Raw genomic sequence first — 21,185 nt, forward strand, 5'->3', positions numbered from 1 at the left:
CGGGGGCGTCGGCGCTACCGGATCTCGAGGTCGTACAGCGAGTAGCCGTACGGGGTCGCCCGTTCGACACCGTGCACGCGGACGTACCGCCACGAGCCGTCCAGGGCGTGCCGGTCGGTCCCGCCGTCACCGTCGGTCTCGGTGGCGAGCGTCGTCCACCCGTCGTCGCCCGCGTTCCGCGCCTCGATCCGGTAGGAGCGTCCGAAGGCGTCCTCCCACCGGAGCACCGCGCCGTGCAGGCGGTGCGGTGCGCCGAGGTCGACGGCGAGCCACTGGTCGTCGGCGTGCCCGCTCGCCCAGCGCGATCCCGGGTCGCCGTCCACGGCGTTCCGTGCGGGGACGCCGTCGCCCTCGTCGGCCGATGACGACACGGTCGCCCGTCGTGCCAGGTCCGGCGTCGGTTCGCCCTGCGTCGAGGTGACGCGGAGGTCCCAGAGGGAGACACCGAACGCGGTGTGCCGGCGGTCTGCGACGACCCGGACCCAGCGGCCGGTGACGTCGTCGCCCTCCAACCGGTGGATCACCTCGCCGCCGGTCCCGTGGGCTTCTTCCGCGACGGTCCGCCAGGGGGCGTCTTCGTCGTCGCGGACCTGGACGCGGTAGGCCTCGGCCCACGCGGCCTCCCAGTCGAGCTGCACCTGGTCGATCGGCACGACCTGCCCGAGGTCGACCGCCAACCACTCACCGTCGCGTGCTGCGCTCGCCCACCGGGTCCGGGCGTCGCCGTCCACCGCATTGCCGCCGGACAGGTCGCCGCGCTCGTCCGACGAGGTGGTGACGGGCTTGCCGGCGGCCACGTCGCGAGCGCGGGCGGGTGCCGTTCCGCCGTCGTCGTCACCGTCGGTCGCCTCGTCGAGGGTCGTGATGGTGGCCGTCCCGGATGCTCCCGGCACGGTGGCCGTGACCGTCGCGGTCACACCGCCCTCGGCCGCTGCGGTGACGACACCGTCCGGGTCGACCCCGCCGCCGCCGTCGACGGTCCACTCCGGACGGTCCGCGGCGAGCCGCCCGCCGAACCCGTCGTGGTCGAACCCGTAGGCCGCCATCCGGACCGTGTCACCGGTGCGGACGGTCGCGCTGCGCGGTGCGACGAGCACGTCCTCGACGTCGACGGTCGAGGCCGCCGGGGTGCCGGACACGTGCACCTCCCAGATGGAGTACCCGTACCCGGTGAGGCGATCGGTCAGGTGCAGGCGCACGAACCGGGCGGTCTCGCCCACGGCCACCGTGTCCGCGTCGGCGGTGGTCTTGTCGACGGTCCGCACGTCGCGCCAGGGGTCGTCGGCGGTGTCCCGGACCTGCAGCACGTACCGTGCGGCGGCCGCGTTCTCCCAGTCCACCCGCACGGTGTCGACGTCGGTCAGCTGCCCGAGGTCGATCGTGTAGTCGACCTCGTCCACACCGTGCGCGCTCTCCCACCGGGTGCTGCGATCCCCGTCGACGGCCTTCCCGGCGACGTTCCCGCCGTCCGAGGAGCTCGCGTCGACGTCGGCACCCGCTGCGGCGTCGGGGATCGACGTCACCGAGGCGACGACCGCCGAGCCCTCGACACCGCCACCGGTCGCGACGACGTACCCGGAGCCCGCGGCGGTGGTCGTCACGGTGCCGTCGTTCCCGGCGCTTCCGGCACCGGTGTACGACCAGGCGACGTCGGCAGGCAGGGCCGCCGGGTCGCCGTACTGGTCGTGGCCGGCGGCACGGAACCGCTGTGGCGTCCCGACGACGAGCCGGTCGAAGCCGGGCGTGACGTCGAACCCGGTGAGGACCGGTGCCGGTGCGACCCGGAAGGCGTACGACCCGTGCACGCGGCCGATCGTGGCGGTGACCGTCGCCTGCTCGGCACGCTCCGATGCGCGGTGGACGCCCTCGGCGCTGATCGTGCCGGTGTCGGTCGACCAGGTGACGTCGTCCAGGGCGACGGTGGCGCCGTACTGGTCGTAGCCGGTGGCGGTGAAGGTCGTGGTCGCGCCGGGGACGATCGTCTTCGGGGCACCCTCGGTGCTGACGACCACCTCGGTGAGTCGCGCGTCCAGGTGCGACGTGATCTGCGTCTGCGCCGGGACCGCGATCTGGCCGATCACCTCGGTGCCCTCGTAGACGTCGTACGTGTGCTGCACGGTGTCGGGGTTGTCGAGCACGTAGCTGATCGTGCCGTCCGGTGCGCGGAACACCTGGCTGAGCGGGTCCGAGGTGTGCCGGTCGGTGACCTCGGTGCCGACGGTCCGGTTCGACATCGCCTGGTGGTAGACGAGGCCGGCCATCGACTGTCCGGTCACGGCCGGGTCGTCGGCCGCCCACAGTGCGGCGTGCACGTCGGCGTAGGTGTCCGGGTCGTACTGCCCGAGGAACCCGAGGACGACGTTGCCGAGGGCATCACCCATGCCGCTGAACACCCGCGCGGCGTGCTCGGTGTCCTCGCCCGGGGTGTGGTCGGTGAGGTCGACGCCGTACAGCTGGTCGATGGTCGCGGTGTCGGCGCGGAAGTCGTCCACCAGGAACGGCATCAGCGGGGACGGCGTCGGCCAGTCCTGGGGCTTCCGGTCGGCGGTGGGACCGTCGAGCTCGGAGGGCACCAGCGAGTCGGGCAGGTTCTCCGGGGTCCAGTACCGGTCGGGGAACACCACCCGTCCGTCGTCGTCCACGCTCACCAGCAGGGTGTCGGTGGCCGGGTCGTACAGGGGGTTCGCCGCGGTTCGCCGGGTGACGTACCCGGGGTGGTTCGTCTCGACCGCACGGATCGCGTCCTGCAGCTCACCGATCGCGGCCGGGCGGTCGCGGGTGATCTTCACGTCGCCGTAGCTGCCGACGCCCCACCACTTCTTCGTGAGCATCTGGATGCGTGCCGCGTTGCCGTCGGTGACGCCGGCCTGCCCGATGGACTCCGGGCGGGCGGCCATCATCTCGCGCATCAGGGCCTTCGAGAAGCCCGGGTCCCAGCCGAAGTAGTCGAACCACGGGGCGATCGGCATCCACTGGATGCCGGAGATCCAGGCCGGGTCGCCGGAGAAGTACGTGGCGTGGGCCTGCCCGGAGTCGAACAGGATCCCCGCCTGCCCGTGCTCGTACTCGTCCGGGAACGCGCCGTTGCCGTCGTACGACGCCGAGGCGGGGTTGCCGCGGACGTTCTGCCAGTAGTCGCGGACGGCGGCCCGCTCGGTGACGTACTGCACGGCACCGGCGGCCTGCATCTCGTCGTCGCCGAGGACCGAGCCGAGCAGGAAGAGCCCCGCCTCGGACTGGATCGCCTCGGACGACGACTCCTGGTTGTTGCCGCCGGGTGACGACACACCACCGGCGTTCGACCGGCCCTCCCAGACGCCGAAGGTGCGCATGTGCGGGAACCGGGCGTCGTCGCGGTCCCAGTTCGCGTACTGCTTCGCGACGAGCGTCGCCATGCCCTGGTACTTCGCGGCCCACTCGTGGTCGACCCGGCCGAGCATGGCCGTCGCGACGGCGAAGTACCCGTAGTGGAAGTGGTTGTCGTTGAACTGGGCCGAGCCGTACGAGTCGACGAACCCGATCAGGGCCTTCCACGTCGGGTACATCGCGAAGAAGTGCTCCGCTTCGCCGTCCGTGTACGTGTACCAGTCGGTCAGGGCGCGCTCGAGGGTGTCCTGCAGCGTCCGGGCGTCCTCGGTGGCACCGATCTGCCGCGCGATCGTCATGTACTCGGCGAGCTGCAGGACGTCCTTGCCGCCCCAGTAGGTGTCCCCGCCGTACGTCGTCTTCGCGGCGTACTCGTGCAGGTACTCGCGCATGACCTCCTCGGAGTACGGGTCGTCGCCGACCGCCTCGGGCGTGGCACCGATCGGCGTGATGCCCGTGAACGCGTAGTCCAGGGTCCAGCCGTCGTGGCCGACGGTGGTCCGCATGGTGCCGCGCGGGGTCTCGTAGGTGGCGCCGGTGAAGCGCAGGTTCGTGGTGGCGTCGGCGTACTGGTGCTGCAGCCAGCCCTGCACGGTGTCGTGGTCGTCGCCCTGCAGCGTGTCGGTGCGGATCGACCACTGCTGGCGGACGTTCGCCGCCGCCGGGTCGTACGAGTACGTCATCGTCGTGTCGCGGGGGACCGCGAACGCGGTGCGGTGCAGGTCGTCGAGGGACAGCCCCTGCTCGGGCACCGCGCTGAGCACCAGGTAGGGCGTGCCCGACGAGGCCTCCAGCGCGTTGCCGACCCGGGTGAAGGTCGTCCCGTCGGGGGCGTGCACGCCGAAGACGTGGCCGTCCTGGCGGATCTCGAACCGGTCCGTCGTCACCGGCAGGTCGAGCGGTTCGCCGTCTCCGTCGGTGATCTCGGCACCGTCCTGCAGGGTGAGGCGCGGGGTCATACCGTGGAACTCGAACCACTCGTACGGCGAACCCTGCACGCTCGTGACGTCCATGTACTGCCCGCCCGGGCCGTCCTGCGGCATCCGCCAGCTGACGTTCCAGTCGCCCCAGCGGAGCGCGTCGGCCTGCTTCGCCCGGAACGTGGTCGCGAAGCGCTCGGCGAGGCCGTCCGGGGCGTCGGTGAGCAGGACCTGGTCGACCAGCACGTGTGCCCACCCGGCCCGCAGGTCGTCGACGATCCGCAGCTGCGCGGACTGCCCTCGGTGGGCGGAGACGTCCCAGCTGTCCCAGCGCAGCTGCTCGCTGTCCGTCCCGGTGCTGCTCGCCACGACGTCGCCGCCGACCAGGAGCTGCACGGCTTCGTGGTCGGGGTGCCGGCCACCGCCGACCAGGAACGCCAGGGTCGAACGGTCGATCGTGAACGCCGGCGAGGTGAGCGTGCCGGTCGCGCCGTCGCCGTCCTCGTCGCTGAACGAGTTCAGGAAGCGTCCGCCGAGCCACCCGGAGACCGCGCTCTGCCCGGCGGCCGTCCCCGTGGCCGTGCCGGTGAACGCGTCACCGGTCGTGGTCCAGCCGTCGGGCAGGCCGTCCTCGAAGTCGGCGAGGGTGCGGTCGCTCGCGTCGGGGGTCGGCTCCACCGTCCCGCCCACCGTCACGGGGGACTCCAGGCGCATCGCCGTGCCGTCGCTGTTCCACCGCGTCGGGATCGTGAGCTTCGTGCCCGCGGCACTGTTCGACGAGACGAACGGGTACGCCCACATGTCGCCGGAGTACTTGCTGACCAGCAGGTCCGTCCACCACTGGTTCGTCGGCACCGGCTCGCCGGCCTTCGATGGGTCGATGTACAACCGCTGGTCCAGCGTCTTCCGCACGTCGGCGATGTCCGTGATCTCGTCCGGCGGGGCCGGCGCGTAGGAGCCGGAACCCACCTGCACGCCGTCCGCTGCCGGACCGACGCGGGACGAGCCTCCAGGCTGTTCCTGCGGTGCGGCCACCGCAGCGGTCGGATCGGCCGGTGAGCGCGGGGTGTCCGGGGTCGCGGCGTGCGCCGGGGTGACGGCGAACGCCAGCAGCGTGGCGGCGGTCAGTGCGCCGGCGGCGGCGCTGACGGCCGCTCGGCGGAACGACCTGGGACGGACGGCGGGACGCGGTGAGGTCACCGGGACTCCTGTCGGAACGGTTCGGCCGCGCACGACGTGCACGGCCGTGGACGGCGGGGTCTGGTGGTGCGGGGCCTGCACACGGACAGATCGGCCGCACCGGTCCCGCCGTCAGCAGTCCGCGTTCTCGGGATGCCCTACCGTTGGCCCCATGCCGACCATCGGACTGCGCCGGATGGTGCCGCGCGACCCCGACCAGCGACACCGGGCCGCGAGCCCGCTGGAGCTCCTGTTCGACCTGGTGTTCGTCGTCGCGGTCGGCTTCGCCGCGACGAACCTGCACGAGATCGAGCTCGAGGGACACGTCGCCTCCGCCGTCCTGGCCTACGGGCTGGTGTTCTTCTCGATCTGGTGGGCGTGGATGAACTTCACCTGGTTCGCCACGTCGTTCGACACCGACGACTGGCTCTACCGGGTGATGACCTTCGTGCAGATGGCCGGGGTGCTCGTCCTCGCCGCCGGGGTGCACGCGGCCATGGTCGAGAACGACTTCACGATCGGCGTCATCGGCTACGTCGTCATGCGGCTGGCCCTGGTCGGGCAGTGGATCCGCGCCGCCGCGTCCTCCACCCGGTACCGGCGGACCGCCACCCTGCACGCCGTCGGCATCACGGTCGTGCAGGTGCTCTGGGTGGTCTCACTCGCCCTGCCCGACGACGTCTGGGGGTACGCCGCGCCGTTCCTCGTGCTCGCCGAGCTGTCGGTGCCGATCTGGGCGCAGACCTCGACGGGGACGGCCCCGTGGCACACCCGGCACCTGGCCGAGCGGTTCTCCCTGTTCACCCTCATCGTCCTGGGCGAGGGGCTGGTGGCCTCGGCCGGCGCGGTGATCGACGCTCTTGCGCACACCGAGCACCTCGGGGCCCTGCTGGCGCTCGCCGGGTGCGGGCTGGTGATCACCGTCGGCATGTGGTGGATCTACTTCTCCCGCGAGCAGCACGCGCACATCCGCTCGCTGCCCACCGCGCTCGTGTTCGGCTACGGCCACTACTTCGTCTTCGCCGCCGCCGGTGCCCTGCCCGCCGGCATCGAGGTCGCGGTCAGCGCCGACGCCGGACACGTCGCGCTGTCGTCCGCCTCGGTCGCCGCGACCGTCGCGGTGCCGGTCGCGGTGTTCGTGCTGTCGATCTGGGCGCTCGCGATCCGGCCGTCGCTGTCGGCACGGGCCAACGCCGTCGTGGTGGCCCTGGTGCTCGTGGTCCTCGCGTCGATCGCGGTACCGGCGGTGTCGCTGCCGGTCACGGCGCTCGCCGTGGTGGCGGTCGTCGTGACCCTCGAGGTCGCGTCCGCACGGACCGACACCTGACGCACTGACGGACGGGAGGCACGGTGCCAGCTGGCACCGTGCCTCCCGTCCGTCAGGTGGTCGCGTCGACGGCCCGTGCGCGGTTCCGTCTCTGGTGCGAGGGCACGTTCGTCGCACCGACTACGGAACCTCGCACCACACCGCGCGCGTCGACGGCCCGTCAGCGCTCCGGCTGCTCCGTCGCGGGCCCGTCGTCCGCTGCCGGTCGCGCGTCGAGGCTCGGGTCGACCGCAGGGTCGGCCGAGATCGACTCGGGCCGCACCGGGAAGTCGTCGAGCGCACCGGCGCCCACCGTTGGGGAGGTGGTTCCGCGGCCGCCGCGCACACGGTTCTTCACCGCGGCCCACGGACGGCCGAGGCCGGACCGTGCCGGACGCTCGGTCGGCGCCTCGACCTCGAGGCCGTAGTAGGCACCGACGTGCTCGAGCAGCACCTCGCGCTCGGCCTTGTCGTAGGCACGGCGCTCACGGGTGAAGGCGATGATCGTCGACCAACAGGTGAGCAGCAGGACGATGCTGAACGGCAACGCGGTCGTGATCGCCGCCGTCTTCAGGGCGTTCAGTCCACCGCTGAGCAGCAGGGCGACGGCGAGCAGCGCAGCGACACCGGCGAAGAAGACCCGCAGCCAGTTCTTCGGCTCGATGTCACCGCCCGACGCGATCATCGCCATCACGAGCGACCCGGAGTCGGACGAGGTCACGAAGAACACGCCGATGAGCAGGATCGCGCCGTAGGTCAGGACCATGCCGGCGGGCAGGTCGCCGAGGACCGCGAACAGCGAGCCCTCGATGTCGACCGACCCGTCCGAGCCGATCAGGCCGCCCGAGCCGTCGGTCTGGCGGTGGATCGCGGTGCCACCGAGGACGGCGAACCACAGGAACGTGAGCGCGGTCGGCACCAGGAGGACGCCGAACACGAACTGGCGGACCGTGCGGCCCTTGGAGATGCGGGCGATGAAGACCCCGACGAACGGCGCCCACGACATCCACCAGCCCCAGTAGAAGGTGGTCCAGGCGCCCTGCCATGCCTCGCCCTCGGCGCCCTGCTGTGCGGTGACGTTGAACGACAGGCCGACGATGTTCTGCAGGTAGGAGCCGATCGACTGCACGAAGTCACGCAGCAGGAACTGCGTCGGGCCGACGATGAGCACGAACAGCAGCAGTGCGGCGGCGAGCAGCAGGTTGAAGTTCGACAGGATCTTCATGCCCTTGGTCACGCCGGTGACGAGCGAGACGATCGTGACGGCGGTGATCACCGCGATGATCGCGATCTGGCTGACGATGCTGCTGTCGGCGATGCCAGCGCTCTCGAGTCCGGCACCGATCTGGATGACGCCGAGGCCGAGCGAGGTCGCGACACCGAACAGCGTGCCGACCAGGGCGATGACGTCGATCAGGTTGCCCCAGCCACCGCGGACGCGGTTGCCGAGCAGCGGTTCGAGGGCCCAGCGGATCGACACCGGGCGACCCCGGCGGTGGATCGCGTACGCCAGGGCCAGGCCGAGGACGACGTAGATCGCCCACGCGTGCAGGCCCCAGTGCAGGAACGTCTGGGTCAGCGCCTGCTGCGCGAGTTCCTTCTCGTTCCCGGTGACGCCGGGGCGCGGGGAGGCGAAGTGGCTGAGCGGCTCGGAGACGCCGTAGAAGACGAGGCCGATGCCCATGCCGGCGGCGAAGAGCAGCGCGAACCACGAACCGGTCGAGAACTCGGGCTCGTCCTGGTCCTTGCCGAGCTTGATGTCACCGAAGCGGCTGAAGCCGACGAACAGCGAGAAGCCGACGAAGAACGCGGCGATCAGCACGTAGTACCAGCTGAAGTTCTTGACGATCCCGTCCTGCAGACCGAGGAACAGCGCCTCGGCGGTCGAGGGGGAGATCAGGGTGAACGCCACGAACCCCAGCACGATGACGGCGGCGGGCCAGAACACCCACCGCCGCAACTGCGGTGTCGTGGTCACGGGTCCGGGCAGGGGAGGAGTGGTGCTTGCCATGCAGTCCATGGTGCCTGCTCGCGTTCCTGTGTGTTCGCCCAGGCGTGTCGTGGTTCAGAAATCGCGCGCGGACTCCGTGGGGTTCCCCCGGCCGACCCGACCGAGGTGGAGCCTCCGCGACAGCCGGATCACGGGACGGATGAGCAGCTGGACGCTCCCGATCAGGAACAGCCAGGTGCCGGCCGTCGTGGTGCTCTCGGAGAAGAAGAGGACGCTACCGACGATGAACCAGAGCGCCACCATCACGTCGTTGATGATGCTGATCGTCTCGTAGACCCCGCGGATGCGGAGCTCTTCGTGCCCCACCCGGAGTGCGATGTCCCGTTCGTCCTCAGCCATCAGACGATCCTGCCAGCTCCGTGCCGTGTCCGTCCCGGTGGGCGGCGGCGCGCGGCCGTGCTCGCGTCATGCGTGCGGCACGCTCCGTGCGAGGTTCCGCACTCGGTGCGGCGCTCCGGCCCGCGCACGGAGTGCGCAACCTCGCACCAGGCGGCGGCGCGCGGCGGTGGACGCGCGGCGCGGCGGCCGGGAGGCGCGGGGCGGGCTGGCGCCGTGCCTCCCGTCCGTGGGGCGCACCGACCACTGCCACATGCGATTACAACGTTGACGTACGCTTTACAGCGCTGTAAACAGGAGCCTGCGCGACGATGCGCGACGAGGGAGAGACCCGATGGTGGGAAGCAGGACCGCAACACTCCAGGCGGCGGTGAGCCGGCGGGGGTTCCTCGCGGGCGCGGCCGGTGGCATCGCACTCGGCACGATGGCGCTCGCCGGGTGCGCGACCCCGGGGCGTGCCGCCGGTGGTGCCACGACGCTCCGCTTCTACGAGCAGAAGCAGGAGGTCATCGCCTACTTCGACAAGCTGCTGCGGAAGTTCGAGGGGGAGCACACCGGCTTGTCGGTGGTGCACGACAGCACGGCGGCCATCGCCCCGCAGTTCGTGCGCGGTGAACCGGCGGACGTCGGCTGCTTCAACGACAACCTCGAGCTCGCCCGGTACATCTCGCGCGGGGTGCTCAGCGACCTCAGCGACCTGCCGTCGGCAGCGCGGGTCCGACCGGACATCGACACCCTGACGAACCAGTACGCGAAGTTCGAGGACCGAACGAGCGTGCTGCCGTACTCGCTCGCGGCGGCCGGGGTGATCTACAACAAGCGGATCTTCGCCGAACACGACCTGCCGGTCCCGACGACGTGGGACGAGTTCGTCGAGGTCTGCCGGACGCTGCAGAAGGCCGGCATCACGCCGATCTACGCCACCGACCGGGACACCTGGACGCTCTGGCAGGGCCTGTTCGACTACTCCGTGGGCAGCCTCGTCGACACCGGCTCGTTCTTCCGGAAGATGAAGGCCCTCGGCGCCGACGTCGGCCCGGACTCCGAGGTGTCGTTCGAGAAGGACTTCGCGGTGCCGATGGAGCGCGCGAAGACCATCTCGTCGTTCTTCAACCGCGACCACGCCACCCGGGCCTACGCCGACGGCAACTTGGCGTTCGGCAAGGGCGAGGCCGCGATGTACCTGCAGGGCCCGTGGGCGCTCGGGCAGATCGCGCTGATCGACGAGAAGCTGCCGGTCGGCACCTTCGCCCTGCCGGTGTCGAACGACCCGGCCGACCGCAAAGCGCGGGTCAACATCGACCTCGGGCTCTGGATCCCCACGGCGTCCGAGCACCCGGAGCAGGCGAAGGAGCTCGTCGAGTTCCTCATGCAGCCCGAGGTCATCGACGCCTACAACCGCGACAACCTGGCGTACTCGCCCCGCATCGACGCACCGCCGCAGCAGGACGAGCGGCTCGCCGGTCTGCAGCAGTACGTCGACGACGCCGCGTTCTACCAGGGCGCCGGCACCTTCATCCCCACGTCGATCCCGCTCGGCAACTACCTGCAGTCGGCGATCCGGAGCGGGGACTTCACCTCGATGCTGCAGCGGCTCGACTCGGACTGGCGGCGGCTCGCCGGCCGTTCCGCGACGGTCTGAGCCGGACCAGGACACAGGAGTCACCATGACCATGCAGACCCCGCTCTCCCGCGACACCGACCCGGAGACCTCCGGACCGGCGACCGACGCAGCCCGCACGCACCGGCGTGTGGGTTCCCGCGGTGTCGGTTCACTCAGCCGCACCGAGGGCATGTACTACCTGTTCCTCGTGCCGGCCCTCGTGCTGTTCACGGCGTTCGTCGTCGCCCCCGCCTGCGTCGGCGTCTTCTACAGCTTCACCGACTACCTCGGGTTCGGGCAGTGGGACTTCATCGGCGTCGAGAACTACAAGGCGCTCGTCTCCGACCCGGCGGTCCTGGCGTCGTACGGCTTCACGCTCGGCTTCGCGGCCGTCACCGTCGTCGTGACGCAGGTCGTCGCGCTGTCCCTGGCGATCGCCCTGGCGAAGAAGATCCGGTTCGCCGCCGGGCTGCGGTCGGTGTTCGTCATCCCGATGGTGATCTCGGGGATCATCGTCGCCTACGTGTTCAACTTCCTGTTCTCGAACACCGTGCCGGCCCTGGCCACGAGCGTCGGCTTCGGCCCGCTCGAGCAGAGCATCCTCGGCGACCCGAACCTCGCCTGGCTCGCGATCGTGATCGTGTCCGCCTGGCAGACCGTGCCGGGCGCGCTCCTCATCTACACGGCGGGACTGACGTCCATCCCCGAGGAGCTGTACGAGGCGAGTGCGCTCGACGGTGCGACCGGCTGGAAGCAGCTCCGCTCGATCACGCTCCCGCTGCTCGGTGGCTTCATCGTCATCAACACCGTGCTCGGCGTGAAGGGGTACCTCGGCGCCTACGACGTGATCGTCGGTCTGACCAACGGCGGCCCCGGCAGCGCGACGAGCAGCGTCGCGATGACCATCTTCGGCGGCTTCACCGGCGGCGACTACGCCTACCAGATGGCGAACGCGACCGTGTTCTTCATCATCACCGTCCTCATCTCCGTGCTGCAGCTCGCGGCGACCCGCGGAAGGAACCTGCGACTCGCATGACCGCCATCGACACACGACCCCCGACCGACACCCGCGCCGTGACCACCGGCGGCACCGGTCGCTCCGGCCGCGGCCCCCGCCGACGACTGGGCGGCACGAACTGGACGCTGACCGTGGTCCTCGGCCTCGCGTCGCTGACCGTGCTCATCCCGCTGTACGTGACGCTCTCGATGGCGTTCAAGACGACCGAGCAGTCCGTCGACGGCAATGCACTCTCGCTGCCGTTCCCGTTCAACCCGGCCTCGTTTGCCGAGGCCTGGCAGCTGACCCGGTTCCCGGTGTCCTTCTCGGTGTCCCTGGGCGTCGCGGCGCTCACCGTCGTCGCCACGCTGCTGCTCAGCTCGTTCGCCTCGTACGCGATCGTCCGGAACTGGCACAAGCGGTTCTTCCGGTACTCGTTCGTCTACCTGCTCGCGGCGATGTTTCTGCCGTTCCCGGTGGTGGCGCTGCCGCAGATCAAGCTGACCGCCGAGATCGGCCTCGACAACCCGATCGGCGTCGGGATCCTGCACGCCATGTTCCAACTGTCCTTCAGCGTGCTGCTCTACTCGGCGTACCTGCGGTCGATCCCGGTCGAACTCGAGGAGAGCGCCCGCATCGACGGGGCGTCCACGTGGCAGATCTTCTGGCGGATCATCCTGCCGCTCCTCGGCCCGATGAACGCGACGGTCGGCATCTTCGCGTTCCTGGCATCGTGGAACGACTTCATGATGCCGTCGCTCATCACGGCGGATCCGGGGTTGCAGACCCTGCCCGTGGTGCAGAACATCTTCCAGAGTCAGTTCGGCACCAACTACAACGTCGCCTTCGCCTCGTACCTGATGGCGATGGCGCCCACGATCATCGTCTACCTGTTCGCGCAGCGCTGGGTCATCAGCGGCGTGACGCAGGGCGCGGTCAAGAGCTGAGAGGCACCACGTGAGCAGCAGCACCACCGGCAGCAGCACCACCGGCACCGCCGGCGCCGTCCTCCCCACCATCCGTCCGTTCCCGGGGTCGGACCCGGTCGCCGACCCCGCGGCCGTCGTCACCGGCGACCACTGGCGCATCACCGTGCTCGACGCCGGGGCGTTCCGCATCGAGTGGAGCGACGACGGCGGGTTCGAGGACCGCGCGTCGACCTTCGCGATGCGCCGCCGCCTGCCGGTGCCGGCGTTCACCCTGGAGCGGACTGCCGCCGCCGACGGCACCGGCACCGGCGCCGGCGTCGTCGTCACCACGGACCGCGCCCGCCTGCGCTACGACGGCCGTCCCTTCAGCCCGAGCGGCCTGGTCGTCGAGACCACCGGTCCGGACGCCAACCGCTGGCGCTGGGGGCAGGAGCCGCGCGACCTCGGCGGCACCGGCCGCACCCTCGACGACGTCGACGGCCGGATGCCGCTCGAGCCGGGGATCCTGGCCCGCGACGGCATCACCGCGCTCGACGACAGCGAGTCGTTCCTGTTCGCCGACGACGGCTGGATCGGCACACGGGTCCCCGAGCGCCGCGACGTCACGGTCTTCGCGTACGGCCGCGACTACGACGCCGCGCTCCGCACGTACCACGCCGTCTCCGGACCGCCCTCGCGGATGCCGCGGTGGGCACTCGGCAACTGGTGGAGCCGGTACCACCCGTACAGCGACACCTCGTACCTCGAGCTGCTGGACCGCTTCGCCGCCGAACACCTGCCGTTCTCGGTCGCCGTCATCGACATGGACTGGCACCGGGTGGACTCGGTCCCGCCGCGCTTCGGCAACGGCTGGACGGGGTACTCCTGGGAGCCGTCGCTGTTCCCGGACCCCGAGGCCTTCCTCGCCGAACTCCACCGCCGGGGGATGCGCACGACGCTGAACCTGCACCCGGCCGACGGCGTGCGGGCGTTCGAGGACGCCTACCCCGCGGTGGCGCGGGCGATGGGCGTCGACCCGGAGACCGAGCAGCCGATCGCGTTCGACCCGACGGACCGGCGGTTCCTGCAGGCCTACTTCGAACAGCTGCACCGCCCACTCGAGGAGCAGGGCGTCGACTTCTGGTGGATCGACTGGCAGCAGGGTCGTGAGACCGGGCTGCCCGGTGTGGACCCGCTGTGGCTGCTCAACCACTTCCACCTGCTCGACTCGGCGCGACACGCGGCGTCCGGCGACGCAACCGCCGACACGACCGCGGACACCAACACAGACACAACCGCGGTCCCGGCCCCCGTCGACGGCATGACCTTCTCGCGCTACGCCGGGCCCGGCAGCCACCGGTACGCCGTCGGGTTCTCCGGCGACGCCGTCGTGTCGTGGGCGTCCCTGGCGTTCCAGCCCGAGTTCACCGCCACCGCCGCGAACATCGGCTACCCCTGGTGGAGCCACGACATCGGCGGCCACACCCGGGGCGTCCGCGACGACGAGCTCGCCACCCGCTGGGTGCAGTTCGGGGTGTTCTCGCCGATCATGCGCCTGCACTCCGCGAACAACCCCTTCATCCGCAAGGAGCCGTGGGCGTTCCCCGCCGAGGCGCGCGCCGCGATGGGCGAGGCACTCCGCTTCCGCCACCGCCTGGTGCCGTACCTGCACACGATGAACCACGGCACCGCCGAGGGCACCGCGCTGGTCCGGCCGCTCTACCACCTGGAGCCGCGCCGCGACGAGGCGTACCGGGTGCCGAACACCTACACGTTCGGCTCGGAGCTGCTCGTCGCCCCGATCGTGGCACCGTGCGACCCGGTCAGCCGGCACGGGGTCGCCCGGGGCTGGCTGCCGCCGGGCACCTGGACCGACGTCTTCACCGGCACGGTGTACGCGGGTGACCGGTTCGTCGACCTGCACCGCACGCTCGACACGGTGCCGGTCCTGCTGCGCGCCGGTGGGATCCTGCCGCTCGCCGCGGAGGACCAGCTCGACGCCACCGTCAACCCGACGGCGTTCGAGGTCCTCGTCGCACCGGGTGCGGCGGGTGAGTTCACCCTGGTCGAGGACCACGAGGGCGAGGGCAGCCGCACCGCCCGGACCCGTCTGACCTGGGATCCCGAGCACGCCGAGTTCCGGGTGCACGCCACCACCGGGGCCCTCGACGTCGTCCCCGCCCACCGCGACTGGCGGGTCACGTTCCTCGCCGCGCCGGCCGACGGGCAACCGACGTCGGCACGCTCGGCCGACCGGTTCTCGGTCGACGTGTCCGTCGACTCGGCGTCGGGCGGATCGGTCACGCTGGTCGGCGCTCCGGTCGTCGGTGTCGACGCGCGGGAGGCCGTGCGGCGGGTCCTCGAGGGCGCGCAGGCCGGCAACCCGGAGAAGCTCGAGGCGTGGGAGGTCGTGGCGAAGGACCTGCCGCGTGCGGACCGCATCGTCGAGCTCGGCACCGTCGGGCTGCCCGACGCCGTGCGGGACGTCGTCGTCGAGCTGCTCGGCAGCGTGCACCCGGGGGAGTCGGCTCCCGCAGGCCGCTGACGGCACGCGACGGGGGGAAAGGCGGACGGGAGGCCCGTGGCGGCACCGCCACGGGCCTCCCGTCCGTCGTCAGGCGCCCTGGTGCGCCGCCCGGTCGGACGTGCCGTCCGCGTACGGCGCGCTCTCGCCGACGAGCAGGCGGTGGCCGACCGTGACCAGTCGGCCGGGCACGTCGGAGCCGTCCATCCGCTCGACCAGCAGGTCGAGCGCGGTGTCGGCGAGGGCGACCGTGTCGGGCGCGACGGAGGTCAGGCTCGGCACCAGGCTCGACCCGAGGCCGACCGCGTCCCACCCGACGACGGCGACGTCACCGGGGGCACCCAGGCCGCGCAGGCGCATCGCCCGGAGCGCCCCGAGCGCGGCCAGGTCGTCGCGGCAGAGCAGCCCGTCGACGCGGAGTCCGGCGTCGAGCGCGGCGCCGAAGGCGACCTCGGCACCGGCGGCGTCACCGACCTCGCGGGGGACCAGCAGCGCGTCGTCGAGCGGCAGGCCCGCGGCGACGAGTCCGGCGCGGTAGCCGTCCAGACGCAGTCCGGACGTGCGCGACGACGGGCCGGTCTCGTGCCCGAAGAACCCGATGCGGCGGCAGCCGAGCGCCACGAGGTGCGCGACGGCCTCGGTGGCGGCCCCGGCGTTGTCGATGACGACCTGGTCGGCGTGCGGGGGCCGGACGTCCTCGCCGAGGAACACCACGGCGGTGTCCCCGCGGATCCGGTCGATCGCCTCGGGCGTGAGCACCTGCGGGTGGATCACGACCCCGTCGACCACACCGGCCTCGCGTCCCCGCACCGCCGAGCGTTCACCGTCGGGGTCGCCGCCGGTCTCCTCGAGCAGGAGCTGGTAGCCGCGGTCGGCGCACACCCGCGAGAACACGTGGGCCAGTTCGGCGAAGTACGGACGCCGCAGGTCGGGGAACGCGAAGGCGAGCATGTTCGAGCGTCCGGTCGCCAGGGACCGGCCCGAGACGTTCGGGCGGTACCCGAGCTCGTCGATGGCGGCCTGCACCCGGCTGCGCATCGGGTCGCTGACGTGCTGGTAGCCACGGACGACGTTGGACACGGTCTTCATCGAGACGCCGGCGTGCGCGGCGACGTCCTGCAGCGTGACCTTGCCCATCCGCTCACCGTAGCGGGCGGACGGTCACCGGACCCGGCGGACCGGCCGGGCTCGTCAGGGGACGAGTCGGCGCTGCACGATCGCGCGGGCGACCTCGGAGAGCGGCTCGTTGTGCTCGAGCGCGTACCCACGGATCACCGCGAAGGCGTCCTCGATCGAGACACCGCGCAGGTACGACACGACGCCCTTGGCCTGCTCGATGACCTCGCGCGACCCGATGGTCCGCTGCAGCTGCGCGCGGACGACCTCGTGCTCGCGCAGCGACCGTTCGTGCAGGATGCCGATCGTGGCCACGTCCGCCAGGGCCCGGGCGACGCGCAGGTCCGACTCCGCGAGGGCACCGACGCCGGCCCCGAACAGGTTGAGCGTGCCGATGACGTTGCTCCCCAGCCGGAGCGGGACGGCGTGCACCGACCGGAACCCGAGCGCGAGCGCTCCCGTGCGGAACGTCGCCCACTCGGCCGGCGCGACCTCGATGTCCGGGCACGTCACGACCCGTCCGATCGCGAACGAGGTCATGCAGGGGCCGGCCTCGGCGTCGAGCTGCAGGACCTCGACGAGCCGGGTCGCCTCGGAGGTCGAGGCGACGACCTCGAGCTCCTGGTCGTCGTTCGCCAGCAGGATGCCCGCAGCGTCGATGCCGAGCACGTCGGCGCACGTCTCGACCAGGGTCTGCAGCAGTTCCACGACGTCGTAGGCGTCCACCAGGGTGTCGGCGAGTGACGTGAACGTCTCGAGGATCCGGGCTTCTCGGCCTGCCGTCGTCACTGGACCTCCTCGATCAGGTCGCCTCGCTTCTCGAACCGGACCGTGCCGTCGAGGATCTCCTCCGCCACCCGCCGCATCGTCGTCCGACGGGCGAAGGCGTGGCCCTGCAACAGCAGGTAGGCGTCCTCGGGGCTGATGTCGAGCTGCGCGAGCACGACCCCGGTGGCCTGGTGCACCACGCGTCGCGACGACGGGCTGCGGTCGAGCAGGGCGTCGTCCTCGTCCGCGATGGAGCGGAGCGCCCGGCGCAGGACCCGGCGGCTGACGGCTGAGGCGAGGGTCATGGCCTGCCGCACGGTGTCGTCCTCGATCGTGGCGGGCTGCGGCACGTACACGTCGACGGCGCCGAGCGGGAACGGCCCGAACGCGACCGGGAACGCGAAGACCGCACCGACGGGTTCGCTCCGGACGGCTTCGTTGAAGGCTGGCCACGCGGCGTTCGGTCGACGGACGACGTCGGTCTCCAGGACGGGGGCGTCGTTCGCCAGCGCGGTCCAGCAGGGTCCTTCGGACAGGTCGAACTGGATCTCGTCGACCCGGGTGGCGACCTCGTCGGTCGCGGACACGGTCTCGCTCGGGCACAGTTCGCCGAACGTCGAGATCGACACGCCGCCCATCGGCAGTGCGAGCGCGAACGGCCGACTGAGTTCGTGGTCGGCGACGTCCGCCGACCGGAGCGCACGGAGTGCACGCTCGAATGCGTCATCCATGGGCGCCTTCCCTGCCGTCTCTCGATCCTACGCGCTGGGCGGTGTCGGGCGATCCGGACGGCGCAGACACGTCCGGCGGGGGGCCGGCGCGCCAGGCCGGGAGCTCGGCGGGCGGGTACGACCCGTGCTCGTCCTGCACCCGGAGCATCGCGTCCAGGGCCACCAGCGTCACGCCGGAGGTCTCGCGCACCACCGTCCGCACCGCGTTGCCGAGCAGGAACGCCATCAGGTCCTCGCTCCCGCCGTCCGGCCGGTAGTCCCGCCAGGGACCGGCCCCCGCTCGCTGCAGCGCACCGGCGAGTACCGCCTTCGCGTCGTCGACGTCCACCTCACAGTCGAGCACCAGGCGGAAGCGCCGCTGGTTCCGGTCCGACAGGCTCGGTGCGCCGTCCTCGTCGTCCTCGGGCACGAAGGACCGCAGCGCCGACGAGGGCGCGATGCCGTACGCCGCGCGGAACGCAGCAGCCATCCGGCCCGCGTTGCTGAACTGCCAGCGCTCGGCGATCTCCGCGATGGTCCGCCGGTCCGGCGCACCCGACGCTGCCTGCAGGTCGCGACGGACACCCTCCAGGCGCACGGCGCGCAGGAAGGTTCCGGGGGACTGCCCGATCTCGGCCTGGAACCGCTTCTGCAGGCTCCGCGGCGACAGCTGCACGGCGGCGGCGACGTCGGCGACGGTGACGTGGGTCGCAGCCTGCTCGTGGACGAACCGCATCGCATCCCGGACCGCACGCGAGAGTCGGGGCGGGCCGTCCTGGGTCGCGCTGCTCCCGTCGCTCATGCGCCGACCGTACGGGACCGTCGCGGCACACACTCCCAGCGCCGCCGAACGGGGCACGGATGATCCGCCTTACGCGGTCTGTTGTCAACCCCTGACGTGACGGGAACTGTCCTGCCAATACTGAAAGTGTCTCGTGCACTGCTGCGGAGCAGTGCACCACATCGAACCGACAGGGAGGCGCGATGGGACACGCACAGGGAACCTCGACCACGATGACCGACTCCGCCGTCTGGCAGCAGGTCGTCCACACAGACCGGATCCGTGCGCTCGCCGCAACGGACCCGACCGACATCCGGGTGCAGCCGGTCGACGCCGGGTGCTGGCGCGTCGTCGACGCCGCGGCCGCCTGGGGTGACCCCGACATGCTCCTCGGCTTCATCGAGCGCACGGTGGACGGTTTCGACTGCACGCTCATGGCGACGCTGCACGAGCACGACCGGCGCGCGAGCCTGCAGGACGCCCGCGCCTGGTTCGAACACCGCTGCGGGCAGCCCGTCGACGAGGCACCGTGCTGACCGCGGTCCACGGGACCGACGCTGCCCGGACCGTCACCGCGCGGATCGACGACCGGCGCCGGCGCACCGAACGATCCGGGACCGACCGCACCTTCGCCGCGCGCGTGCTCGCCCAGGCTGGGCACGGTCGTGACGTGCGCTTCGACGTCGAGGACGACGCCTTCCGGCTGCCGTTCCGGTTCCGCTACCGGACCCGCCGCGACGGTTGCGTGAGCCTCGTCACGGCGTCGGCGACCTCCGGCTTCTCCGGGGTCTTCGAGCCCCTCGACCGCATCGTCGTCGGGTGGTCGAGTACCGGCGGCGTCCGCATCGCCGTCGAGGACGGCGTCGTCCTCGAGACCCGACCCGGCACGCCCGTCCTGATGCCGACCTCGGGGGAGTTCTCCGTGCACGCCCCGAAGGGCACGCTGCAGCTCGTGAGCATCGACCGGACGCTCCTCGACCAGGTGTGCTCGTCGCTGGGAGCAGCAGCGCCGGGGCTGCCGACCCGGGGTGCCGAGCCCGCCGTCGCGGCCCTCGAACACCTGCGCCGGTGCGTCGAGCAGGTGGCGGTCACGGCGACTCGCGACGGGTTCACCTCGGGCACTCGGAGCGCCGCCCAGGTCGCGCTGGTCGAGGCCGTGCTCGGAGCCTTCGGGGTGCGGACGGCCGCGGTCCTCCGCCGTGCCGTGACGCCGTCGACGGTCGAGCTCGCCGAGGCCTACCTCGACGGACACTGCGATCGGACGCTGTGCCTCGCCGACATCTGCGACGCCGTGGGCGTGAGTCCGCGGACCCTGCAGACGGCGTTCATGCGGGAACACGGGGTCTCGCCGATGACGTTCCTGCTGCGGATGCGGCTCGATCGGGTGCGCGCGGCACTGGAGTCCAGCAGCCGGCACGAGACGAGTGTGAGCGAGGCCGCGATGGCCTGGGGGTTCCGGCACCTGGGGCGGTTCTCGGGCACGTACTTCCGCCGGTTCGGGGAGTACCCGGGGCAGACGTTGCGTGCATCGTCCGGCCGGTGCGCAGACGGTCCGGAGCGCCACGCGGGCTGAGTTCGTGCGGTGCGCAACGTGTTCCGGACACCACGGTGAACACGCAAGTTCGGCCCCTAGGGTCGCCGCAAGCGCAATCGCGTGAACTCCCTCGAACCGGTTGAAGGACCGATCCGTACCGGAAGGCGGTCCACATGACCACCACTCCGCTCGCTCCGGGTTACACCCGCACTCGTCCCGCTACGGGGGCCCGCAAGGGCACCTCGACCTACTCCGCGCTCCTGGCGCAGGTGAAGGAGAACGGCCTGCTGCGCCGTCGTACCGGTTTCTACTGGGCACTGTTCGGCGCACTCGTCGGCAGCCTCGCCCTCACCTGGGTCGCGTTCGCGTTCCTGGGTGACTCGTGGTTCCAGCTGATCGTGGCCGGTGCGCTGGGCGTGCTGTTCACGCAGTTCGCGTTCCTGTCGCACGAGGCCGCGCACCGTCAGGTGTTCGAGTCCCAGAAGTGGAACGACCGGGCGGGCCGCTGGCTCGGCACGTTCCTCGTGGGCCTCAGCTACTCGTGGTGGATGAACAAGCACACCCGCCACCACGGCAACCCGAACACCGTCGGCAAGGACCCCGACATCGCCCCCGACGGCATCCGGTTCCTGCCGGAGGACGCCGCCGCCGTCAAGGGTGGCGCGATGAAGACCTTCATGCGCTTCCAGGGGTGGCTGTTCTTCCCCCTCCTCACGCTCGAGGGTCTGAACCTGCACCGCTACGCCGTGATGTCCATCGTCACCGGCAACGGCACCAAGGCCGACAAGAAGCACCGCCTCATCGAAGGCGCCCTGCTCGTGGCGCGGTTCGCGATCTACCTGACGGTGGTGTTCTGGTTCCTGCCGTTCGGGATGGCGTGTGCGTTCCTCGGGGTGCAGCTGGCCGTGTTCGGCGTGATGATGGGCGCCTCGTTCGCCCCGAACCACAAGGGCATGCCGACCATCGCCCACGACGCGAAGGTCGACTTCTTCTCCCGCCAGGTGCGCACCTCGCGCAACATCCGTGGCGGCTGGTGGGTGTCGTTCCTGATGGGTGGCCTGAACTACCAGGTCGAGCACCACCTGTTCCCGTCGATGCCGCGTCCGGCGCTGAAGCAGGCCCGCCT

Annotated in this window: 15 protein-coding genes; 8 read left to right on the forward strand and 7 right to left on the reverse strand. The window is 71.3% G+C overall.

Going from position 1 to position 21,185, the window contains the following annotated elements; translation table 11 throughout:
• Positions 1-14 precede the first annotated feature (14 nt).
• Positions 15-5,486, reverse strand: a complete 5,472-nt coding sequence (locus DEJ21_RS16870) for a discoidin domain-containing protein (RefSeq protein ID WP_111225383.1) — start codon at positions 5,484-5,486, stop codon at positions 15-17.
• Between the two features lie 151 nt (positions 5,487-5,637).
• Here DEJ21_RS16870 and DEJ21_RS16875 point away from each other — a divergent pair, with 151 nt between their 5' ends.
• Complete coding sequence (locus DEJ21_RS16875; protein WP_181435946.1) at positions 5,638-6,792, forward strand: low temperature requirement protein A; 1,155 nt, start codon at positions 5,638-5,640, stop codon at positions 6,790-6,792.
• A gap of 160 nt (positions 6,793-6,952) precedes the next feature.
• Here the strand turns inward: DEJ21_RS16875 and DEJ21_RS16880 are convergent, their stop codons facing one another.
• The gene (locus DEJ21_RS16880; RefSeq protein ID WP_258375129.1) at positions 6,953-8,782 is read right to left on the reverse strand and encodes a BCCT family transporter; all 1,830 of its coding nucleotides are present in this window, start codon (positions 8,780-8,782) and stop codon (positions 6,953-6,955) included.
• 54 nt (positions 8,783-8,836) lie between these two features.
• The gene (locus tag DEJ21_RS16885) at positions 8,837-9,121 is read right to left on the reverse strand and encodes a YrhK family protein (RefSeq protein ID WP_111225385.1); all 285 of its coding nucleotides are present in this window, start codon (positions 9,119-9,121) and stop codon (positions 8,837-8,839) included.
• Positions 9,122-9,488: 367 nt separating this feature from the next.
• On the opposite strand from DEJ21_RS16885, the gene DEJ21_RS16890 reads away from it, so the two are divergent.
• Genes DEJ21_RS16890 through DEJ21_RS16905 form a run of 4 tightly spaced genes read left to right on the forward strand, consistent with a single transcriptional unit; the run spans position 9,489 to position 15,171 of the window.
• The gene (locus DEJ21_RS16890; protein ID WP_111225386.1) at positions 9,489-10,760 is read left to right on the forward strand and encodes an ABC transporter substrate-binding protein; all 1,272 of its coding nucleotides are present in this window, start codon (positions 9,489-9,491) and stop codon (positions 10,758-10,760) included.
• Between the two features lie 25 nt (positions 10,761-10,785).
• Positions 10,786-11,757 (forward strand): carbohydrate ABC transporter permease, encoded by a 972-nt coding sequence (locus DEJ21_RS16895; protein WP_111225387.1) that lies wholly within the window; start codon positions 10,786-10,788, stop codon positions 11,755-11,757.
• A complete protein-coding gene (locus DEJ21_RS16900) occupies positions 11,754-12,665 on the forward strand; it encodes a carbohydrate ABC transporter permease (protein WP_111225388.1) in 912 nt (303 codons plus the stop codon). The genes DEJ21_RS16895 and DEJ21_RS16900 overlap by 4 nt, the downstream gene beginning before the upstream one ends.
• A gap of 10 nt (positions 12,666-12,675) precedes the next feature.
• Entirely contained in the window at positions 12,676-15,171 is a 2,496-nt protein-coding gene (locus DEJ21_RS16905) for a TIM-barrel domain-containing protein (RefSeq protein WP_111225389.1), read from the forward strand.
• A 69-nt stretch (positions 15,172-15,240) separates the two neighbouring features.
• Here the strand turns inward: DEJ21_RS16905 and DEJ21_RS16910 are convergent, their stop codons facing one another.
• Genes DEJ21_RS16910 through DEJ21_RS16925 form a run of 4 tightly spaced genes read right to left on the reverse strand, consistent with a single transcriptional unit; the run spans position 15,241 to position 18,546 of the window.
• Positions 15,241-16,287: a LacI family DNA-binding transcriptional regulator gene (locus tag DEJ21_RS16910; RefSeq protein ID WP_111225390.1), complete on the reverse strand. Its 1,047-nt coding sequence runs from the start codon at positions 16,285-16,287 to the stop codon at positions 15,241-15,243.
• Positions 16,288-16,341: 54 nt separating this feature from the next.
• Positions 16,342-17,055 carry a GAF and ANTAR domain-containing protein gene (locus tag DEJ21_RS16915; RefSeq protein WP_111225391.1) on the reverse strand — a complete coding sequence of 238 codons (714 nt, stop codon included), beginning with the start codon at positions 17,053-17,055 and terminating at the stop codon, positions 16,342-16,344.
• Positions 17,052-17,765, reverse strand: coding sequence for a GAF and ANTAR domain-containing protein (locus DEJ21_RS16920; protein ID WP_111092393.1), 714 nt, complete (start codon positions 17,763-17,765; stop codon positions 17,052-17,054). The genes DEJ21_RS16915 and DEJ21_RS16920 overlap by 4 nt, the downstream gene beginning before the upstream one ends.
• Complete coding sequence (locus DEJ21_RS16925) at positions 17,758-18,546, reverse strand: helix-turn-helix domain-containing protein (protein WP_111225392.1); 789 nt, start codon at positions 18,544-18,546, stop codon at positions 17,758-17,760. Before DEJ21_RS16925 ends, DEJ21_RS16920 begins: the two co-directional genes overlap by 8 nt.
• A 182-nt stretch (positions 18,547-18,728) precedes the next feature.
• Here DEJ21_RS16925 and DEJ21_RS16930 point away from each other — a divergent pair, with 182 nt between their 5' ends.
• The 3 genes from DEJ21_RS16930 to DEJ21_RS16940 form a co-directional block, all read left to right on the forward strand.
• Complete coding sequence (locus tag DEJ21_RS16930; RefSeq protein WP_111225393.1) at positions 18,729-19,061, forward strand: hypothetical protein; 333 nt, start codon at positions 18,729-18,731, stop codon at positions 19,059-19,061.
• On the forward strand, positions 19,055-20,098 hold the full coding sequence (locus DEJ21_RS16935; RefSeq protein WP_111225394.1) for an AraC family transcriptional regulator: 1,044 nt from the start codon (positions 19,055-19,057) through the stop codon (positions 20,096-20,098). The genes DEJ21_RS16930 and DEJ21_RS16935 overlap by 7 nt, the downstream gene beginning before the upstream one ends.
• Positions 20,099-20,232: 134 nt before the next feature.
• Positions 20,233-21,185, forward strand: a 953-nt coding sequence (locus tag DEJ21_RS16940) for an acyl-CoA desaturase (RefSeq protein WP_111225395.1), incomplete at its 3' end; no start/stop codon positions are given.

Origin of the sequence: Curtobacterium sp. MCSS17_006 (assembly GCF_003234215.1) — a bacterium.
Classification (GTDB): Bacteria; Actinomycetota; Actinomycetes; order Actinomycetales; family Microbacteriaceae; genus Curtobacterium; species Curtobacterium flaccumfaciens.